This is a genomic window from Odoribacter sp. N54.MGS-14 (assembly GCF_000980295.1).
Lineage (GTDB): Bacteria > Bacteroidota > Bacteroidia > Bacteroidales > Marinifilaceae > Odoribacter > Odoribacter splanchnicus.
Genome location: NZ_LARL01000096.1, coordinates 1 through 8,397 on the forward strand (window position 1 = coordinate 1; position 8,397 = coordinate 8,397).

Below are 8,397 nucleotides of genomic sequence, written 5' to 3' on the forward strand. Positions count from 1 at the left end.
GCTGCCCAAGTCGATCGAGGAAGCTCCACGAAGCTGCATCTCCGGCGTCTTGTTCGGGTCGGAACCGAATTCCATGTTGTCGAAGATCATCAGGGACGGGTCTAAGTTTTTCAACGATTGGAAAACGTTGGCATTACCTACCCGTTTCAAATCTTCGTTCTTCATGCTGATGGTCGATCCCGTAAAGCTCTCCGCCTTACGCTCGAAGATACCGGTGACCACCACCTCTTCCAGTTCGCTTTGATCTTCCGTCAGCGTTACCTTGAATTCCCGTTGTTTGCCGACTGTCACCTCTTTCGATTTCATACCGATCATAGAAAACACCAGCACCATGTTTGGGGTCTCCGGTAATTTCAGGGAAAACTTTCCTTCTATATTGGTAGAAGTTCCCAGGGTTGTGCCTTTCACCAACACCGTTACCCCCGGCAAAGCCGCTCCCGTCTGATCGACAACCATACCTTCGAGCGTAATCTCATTGACTGTCTGAGGAAGATCTTTTTGTCTGACGATCAGAATATAATCATCCATAAATTTATAGGACATCCCTTGATCCTTCAATACCTGTTTCAACACCTCTTCGAGTTCCACATCGATAAAATCCGCCTTTACTTTTCCATCGAACTTCAATTGGTCATCATTGTATATGACCGTTTGACCGGTCTGCCGGCCGATTTCTTTAAACACCTCCTTTAATCCGGTCTCGCCCAATTGCATCGTAATCCGCTGTTGAGCCAAAGATCTGGCCGAAACAGAGGTCACGATGCACACACACATCAAAAAAATCAATTTCATAATCCGAAGTAATTTTTGCGGCTTGCTTTTTCGCATAACAAACCACCAATTCGCATTTTTTTTCATAGATTTGTGAATTAATGAATAACTAAAATTATTCTTCCTTTTCGGGAGAATCCCGGTGCGTGTTGGAAGCACGCACCGTTTTTTATTTTTTATTGACTATAACCGTACGATTATTTACAGCAAACTGCACATCTGTAAGCTCCTCTATAATATTCAAAACATAATGCAGATCATCATACTTCTTAAATGCCCCGGAAAATTTCAACTGTTTCAATTGTTCGGATGTGAAAAAGAATTCCACATCGTACCAACGGCCCAATTTACGTACTAACTCATCCAAAGGCATTTCGTCAAAATTCAGGATTCCTTCTTTCCAACCGATATATTGAGTGGCATCGACTTGCCGGACGGTTCCCCGATGGGTTTCCGATCGATATACGTATTGTTCGTCGGGCTGCAATACCAATTGTTGCCGGTCGGTCTGTATACCGACCTTTCCATGTACCAAGGTCACAGCAGATTCCGCATCGCCGGGATAAGCCATGACATTGAATCCGGTACCCAATACCTCGATCTTTACTCCCGCAGTTTCTACTATAAACGGATGTGCCGCATCTTCAGCCACTTCAAAATAGGCTTCGCCGCTAACCCGGACAGTGCGGGTATCGCCTGTAAACAGTACAGGATATTTCAGTTCCGATTCGGAATTCAGATTCACGATAGTTCCGTCGCTCAAAGCCAACGTGTATTCTCCCCCCCGGGGAACTACCAACACATTGTACCTTATCTCCTCCTCCAGCTCTCCGGCGTTGTTTTCATATTGCAGTTTTCCTCCGGAAGCCACCACATTCACCTGCCCTTCATTCAATAGCCGATCGTTCTCTCCCAAATCGTATTTCTTTCCATTGCTCAAGACCAATTGTGCTTTTATTTTTCCGTGCACGATCTGTTCCCCCGCAGGTAAGTTTACCGTCTCATCGGGCCTGAAGGTTTGCCGGGCGGCCCATCCCAGCAAGAAAGCGAACGGTAAAAGGACCGCAGCATATTTTATGAGGCGATGCATACGTTTTCGCTTCCGGTTCCTTAAAAACTCACGGAAAGCCTTTTCTGCATCCACAGCATGCAGCTCCGACAAAGTATTTTCAAAATATCCTTGCTGACGAAACTTTTCCCAAAGTAAACGATGTTCCTCACTTTCTTGTAACCATGCCTCGAAACAGCGTTTCCTCTCCTCCGGCAACTCTCCTAATAAAGCTTGTGTCAACAATTCTATAGGTGTATCCATATTCAGCGTATTTATTCACTTATAGTATAGTCACCTAATTCTTTGCTAAGGGGTAAAGAAATATAAAAAAATTTAAGATTTAGAATCAGTCCAACAAACAAAGTGAGGATTTCTCCCGGAAAAGAAAGAAAAGCAACCACAAATCTCCGATTTTTTCTTTGATGATTCTCCGGGCTATCTGTTTCTGTTTTTTAACGGTCTCTTCGGATATACCCATTTGCTCGGCAATCTCCCGTTGTGATAAACCGTCCATATGTTTTACAAAGATCTCTCTGCATTTAGGGGCCAGCCGCGAAACCACCTCATTAACACGGCGTACAACCTCCTGTTCGAAATAGAGCATTTCAAAGTTCGTATCTCCCGGCCGGTCAATGTGGTCTTCTATAAGCCGATGCCTTTTCCGGTTGCGTAATTCATTCAGACAACGGTACTTGACAGCCTGGTACAGATAAGTCACGATATTTTCCGCTTCACGGATTTCCCGGTTGGCTTCCCAGGTGCGGATAAAAACATCCTGCACCAAATCCTCTGCCCATCCTTCCTCCTCTTTCAATATTTTACGGGCATACAATACCAATGAGGGATAATAATCCAGATACAAACGATGAAAATTACTTTCAGTCAGTTGAAAATCGGATATATGCTCAGGACGATTCACCATATATTACCTATCATTCACAACGCAATCATTTACCTTCCTATCTGCTCACGTCACGTGCATTCGCTAGTTTTTGTTACAAAAATAAGATATTTTCCCCAATAATCAACTATCAATGAATCAACATTCGCTTCACAGAAATCAAACAAAATCCGATGCAGTATTCAAATAAATTTGATACCGCATCGGATTATATTACAAAAGCAACCGATCGTTTTGCTCTTACTCCAGTTACTTGTTACCCTGCATTTTCTCCATTTCCTCTTTCGATCCAACGACCAATCCCCGGAGTTCTTTCATACCGGTACCCACCGGAATCAAGTGGCCGCAGATCACGTTTTCTTTCAAGCCTTCCAACGGATCCACCTTACCGTAGATGGCAGCTTCGTTCAACACTTTTGTCGTTTCCTGGAAAGAAGCAGCAGAGATAAAGCTGGAAGTCTGCAAAGCAGCGCGGGTGATTCCCTGTAATACCTGAGCTGAAGTAGCAGGTACAGCATCGCGGGCTTCGACAACTCTCAAATCCCGGCGTTTCAACTGAGAATTGATATCACGGAGTGTACGGGCAGAAATAATCTGGCCGGCTTTCACGCGGTCGGAATCTCCGGGTTCCATCACCACCTTCTTACCGAACATCTCGTCATTTTCCTCCATAAACTCGCTCTTATCCACGATCTGATTCTCCAGGAAGCGGGTATCTCCGGAATCCTGAATCAATACCTTACGCATCATCTGGTGTACAATGATCTCGAAATGTTTATCGTTGATCTTCACACCCTGCATCCGGTATACATCCTGAACTTCATTCACAATATATTCCTGAACGGCAATCGGTCCCTGAATATTCAGAATATCGGTCGGAGTGATCGCTCCGTCGGACAACGGCGTACCGGCACGTACATAGTCGTTTTCCTGTACCAGGATCTGTTTTGACAGAGAAACCAGGTATTTCTTCACCTCGCCGGCTTTAGAAGTCACGATAATTTCGCGGTTACCCCGTTTGATCTTACCGTAAGTCACCTCACCGTCGATTTCAGAAACGACTGCCGGATTCGACGGGTTACGAGCCTCGAACAATTCGGTTACACGAGGAAGACCACCCGTGATATCGCCTGCCTTACCGACAGCTCTCGGGATCTTCACGATCGTACTACCGGCCGTTACTTCGTCTCCTTCTTTCACTACGATATGAGCCCCCACCGGCAAGTTATAACTCTTGACGATATTCCCGTTTTTGTCTTCAATGGTCAAAGCAGGTGCTTTGGTCTTATCACGGAACTCGGTGATCACTTTTTCACGGAAACCGGTCGTTTCATCCGATTCTTCTTTGTAAGTCTCTCCTTCGATCAGATTTTCAGAACCGATCCTACCACTGAATTCAGTAATGATCAACGCATTGAACGGGTCCCATTCGCAAAGCAAATCGTTCTTCTTGATTTCCTGCCCGTCTTTCACAAACAGTTTCGCACCGTAAGGAATATTATGCGTAATCAGGATAATATTGGTATTCTTATCGATAATCCTCAATTCAGTCAAACGGCCGACAACGACATCACATTTCTGACCGTTATCCTGTGTATATTCTACAGAACGCAATTCCTCGAATTCTATGATACCGTCGTATTTCGCTTTCAGAGAGTTCTCGGTCGAGATGTTACCTGCCGTACCACCCACGTGGAATGTACGCAAGGTCAGCTGTGTACCCGGTTCACCGATAGACTGTGCAGCAATGGTACCGACAGCTTCACCCATCTGTACCAGCTTCCCGGTAGCCAGGTTACGTCCGTAGCATTTCGAACATACCCCTTTCTTCGCTTCGCAAGTCAGTACAGAACGTACTTCTACACGTTCGATCGGTGATTTCTCGATGGCTTCGGCAATTTCTTCAGTGATTTCATCTCCTGATTTCACCAATAACTCACCGGTATGAGGATGGTAAATATCGTGTACAGACACACGTCCCAGGATTCTTTCATACAGTGAAGCAACTACTTCCTCGTTATTTTTGATAGCAGCGATAGTTACCCCTCTCAACGTACCACAATCCTCTTCTGTGATTGTAATATCGTTAGCCACATCCACCAAACGACGGGTCAGGTAACCGGCATCTGCCGTTTTCAGAGCCGTATCGGCCAAACCTTTACGGGCACCGTGAGTAGAGATAAAGTACTCCAACACGGACAATCCCTCTTTGAAATTCGCCAAAATCGGGTTTTCGATAATCTGACCACCGGTAGCACCCGATTTCTGCGGTTTTGCCATCAATCCACGCATACCGCCCAACTGACGGATCTGTTCACGGGACCCACGGGCTCCGGAGTCAAGCATCATATAAATAGAGTTGAATCCCTGATCGTCTTCGGCCAATTGTTTCATCAACGTATTGGTCAGCTTGGCGTTCACATGCGTCCAGATATCGATGATCTGATTGTAACGTTCGTTGTTCGTGATGAAACCCATGTTATAGTTGTTCATGACCTCTTCTACCTGGTCATATCCTTCCTGTAACAGGGCGTCCTTTTCTTCCGGTACGATAACGTCGGCCAGATTGAACGACAATCCGCCCTCGAATGCCATACGGTATCCCAGGTCCTTGATATCATCCAGGAATTTGGCAGTCACATCAACCCCGCAACGTTTGAACACATCACTAATGATGTCACGCAATGATTTCTTTGTAATCAGCGTATTGATGTACGGGAAATTCTTCGGTGTAAACTGGTTCAGAATAACACGTCCCACAGTCGTTTCGATCATATGGACATATTCATTTCCTGCATGATCGACATCCTTGATCTTCACCTGTATCTGAGCATGCAAATCTACCGCCTTTTCATTCAGTGCGATAATCACCTCCTCGGGTGAATAGAATTTCAATCCTTCTCCTTTAGCTCCCTTACGCGGTTTGGTGATATAATACAAGCCGAGCACCATATCCTGCGAAGGCACTGTAATCGGCGCTCCATTAGCAGGGTTCAGAATGTTATGTGCACAAAGCATCAGGATCTGAGCTTCCAGAACAGCTTCATTACCCAGCGGCAAGTGAACGGCCATCTGGTCACCGTCGAAGTCGGCATTGAATCCGGTACAAGCCAGCGGGTGCAAACGGATAGCCTTTCCTTCGATCAATTTCGGCTGAAAGGCCTGAATACCCAAACGGTGAAGGGTCGGAGCACGGTTCAACAATACCGGATGACCTTTCAATACGTTTTCCAGAATATCCCAAACCACCGGATCACGACGGTCTACGATTTTCTTGGCACTCTTCACGGTCTTCACGATACCCCGTTCGATCAGCTTCCGGATGATAAACGGCATATATAATTCGGCTGCCATATCTTTCGGCAAACCACATTCGTGCATTTTCAGGTCCGGACCCACCACAATAACCGAACGGGCCGAATAGTCGACACGTTTACCGAGCAAGTTCTGACGGAAACGTCCTTGTTTACCTTTCAAACTGTCGGAGAGTGATTTCAACGGGCGGTTATTCTCGATCTTAACGGCATTGGATTTACGTGAATTGTCGAACAATGAATCGACAGCTTCCTGCAACATTCGTTTTTCATTACGCAGGATCACATCCGGCGCCTTAATTTCGATCAACCGTTTCAGACGGTTATTCCGGATAATGACCCGACGGTACAAATCGTTCAGGTCGGAAGTAGCGAAACGTCCTCCGTCCAACGGTACCAACGGACGCAATTCCGGTGGAATTACAGCCAGCACCTTCACGATCATCCATTCGGGTTTATTCACCTCTTTGCTTTCACGGAAAGCTTCTACCACTTGCAGACGTTTCAGCGCTTCGTTTTTACGTTGCTGAGAAGTCTCGGTATTGGCTTTATGACGTAATTCGTAAGACAGATCGTCCAAATTCAGACGTTCCAACAACATCTGAATCGCTTCGGCACCCATCTTAGCGATAAATTTATTCGGATCGTCATCGTCCAGATGCTGATTGTCGGCAGGCAGAGCATCTGCGATGTCCAGGTATTCCTCTTCCGTGAGCATATCCAGCTCAGCGATTCCTTTTTCAGACATAATACCCGGTTGTACCACGATATAACGTTCGTAGTAAATGACAGCATCCAATTTCTTGGAAGGTAATCCTAACAGATATCCGATCTTGTTGGGGAGGGATTTGAAATACCAGATATGAGCCACCGGAACGACCAGCTGGATATGCCCCATCCGTTCACGGCGTACTTTTTTCTCCGTCACTTCCACACCACAACGGTCACAAACGATACCTTTATAACGGATGCGTTTGTATTTACCGCAATGGCACTCGTAATCCTTTACCGGACCGAAAATCCGCTCACAGAACAGACCGTCGCGTTCAGGCTTATAAGTACGGTAGTTGATGGTCTCGGGCTTCAACACCTGTCCGCTGGAGTGTTCCAGAATTTCCTCAGGAGAGGCCAGTCCGATAGCAATTTTTGTAAAGCTCTTGGGCTTGTTGGTATTATTATCTTTTCTAAAAGCCATAATTTTTGAAGTTAAAGGCTAAAAGCTAAAGGCTAAAGGCTTATTACCTATAGCTTTTAGCTTATAGCTTTTTACATTATATCAAGTTCACGCTTAATCCCAGTCCTCTCAGCTCATGCAACAATACGTTGAATGATTCGGGCAGACCCGGGGTAGGCATAGGCTCTCCTTTTACGATATGCTCGTAAGTTTTGGTACGGCCCATTACATCGTCAGACTTCACGGTCAGGATTTCCTGCAGGATATGAGCAGCTCCGAAAGCTTCCAGAGCCCAAACCTCCATCTCACCGAAACGCTGACCACCGAATTGAGCTTTACCACCCAAAGGCTGTTGCGTAATCAACGAGTACGGTCCGATCGAACGGGCATGCATTTTATCATCTACCATGTGACCCAGTTTCAGGAAGTAGGTCACTCCTACTGTCGCCGGCTGGTCGAAACGTTCACCGGTACCACCGTCATACAGGTAGGTTGTACCGTAACGAGGCACACCGGCTTTATCGGTATAGGCGTTGATATCGTCCAGGCTTGCACCGTCGAAAATCGGAGTAGCGAATTTCAATCCCAATTCTTTACCGGCCCAGCCCAATACAGCTTCGAAAATCTGTCCCAGGTTCATACGGGAAGGTACACCCAACGGATTCAAACAAATATCCACCGGAGTACCGTCGGCCAGGAACGGCATATCTTCAACCCTTACAACGCGGGATACGATACCTTTATTACCGTGACGTCCTGCCATCTTATCACCGATCTGCAATTTACGTTTTTTCGCTACGTAAACTTTAGCCATTTTGATGATGCCGGAAGGAAGTTCGTCTCCGACAGTAGCATTATATTTTTTACGCTTCATCTGTCCTTCGATCTCCTTGTATTTGATCACAAAGTTGTGCAGCAAATCACGGATCATATCGTTCTTCTGTTTATCTGTCGTCCACTTGTTCGGATTGATTTCCAGATAATTCAGATTTTGCAAAGTTTTCAGCGTAAACTTCACGCCTTTCGGAATAACATCTTCATTCAGGTAATTCTTCACTCCCTGAGAAGTCTTCCCATTGGTCAGTTCGAACAATTTGTCGATCAGCAAATCGGTTAAATCACCTACTTTCCGTTCGAATTGTTCGTCGATTTCAGCCAGGATCGTCTTACCTGCAGCTTTCGATTT

Annotated in this window: 5 protein-coding genes; all 5 read right to left on the bottom strand. The window is 45.8% G+C overall.

The features are described from left to right. The coding region (locus tag WS42_RS13620) for an STN domain-containing protein (protein ID WP_286728674.1) at nucleotides 1–792 on the bottom strand (792 nt) is incomplete at its 3' end. Nucleotides 793–940: 148 nt separating this feature from the next. After that, nucleotides 941–2,083: a FecR family protein gene (locus tag WS42_RS15675; protein WP_195446739.1), complete on the bottom strand. Its 1,143-nt coding sequence runs from the start codon at nucleotides 2,081–2,083 to the stop codon at nucleotides 941–943. A gap of 85 nt (nucleotides 2,084–2,168) precedes the next feature. Beyond that, nucleotides 2,169–2,744 carry an RNA polymerase sigma factor gene (locus WS42_RS13630; protein ID WP_046451257.1) on the bottom strand — a complete coding sequence of 192 codons (576 nt, stop codon included), beginning with the start codon at nucleotides 2,742–2,744 and terminating at the stop codon, nucleotides 2,169–2,171. 228 nt (nucleotides 2,745–2,972) lie between these two features. After that, the gene (gene rpoC / locus WS42_RS13635) at nucleotides 2,973–7,232 is read right to left on the bottom strand and encodes a DNA-directed RNA polymerase subunit beta' (protein ID WP_046451258.1); all 4,260 of its coding nucleotides are present in this window, start codon (nucleotides 7,230–7,232) and stop codon (nucleotides 2,973–2,975) included. A gap of 76 nt (nucleotides 7,233–7,308) precedes the next feature. After that, the coding region (locus tag WS42_RS13640) for a DNA-directed RNA polymerase subunit beta (protein ID WP_046451259.1) at nucleotides 7,309–8,397 on the bottom strand (1,089 nt) is incomplete at its 5' end.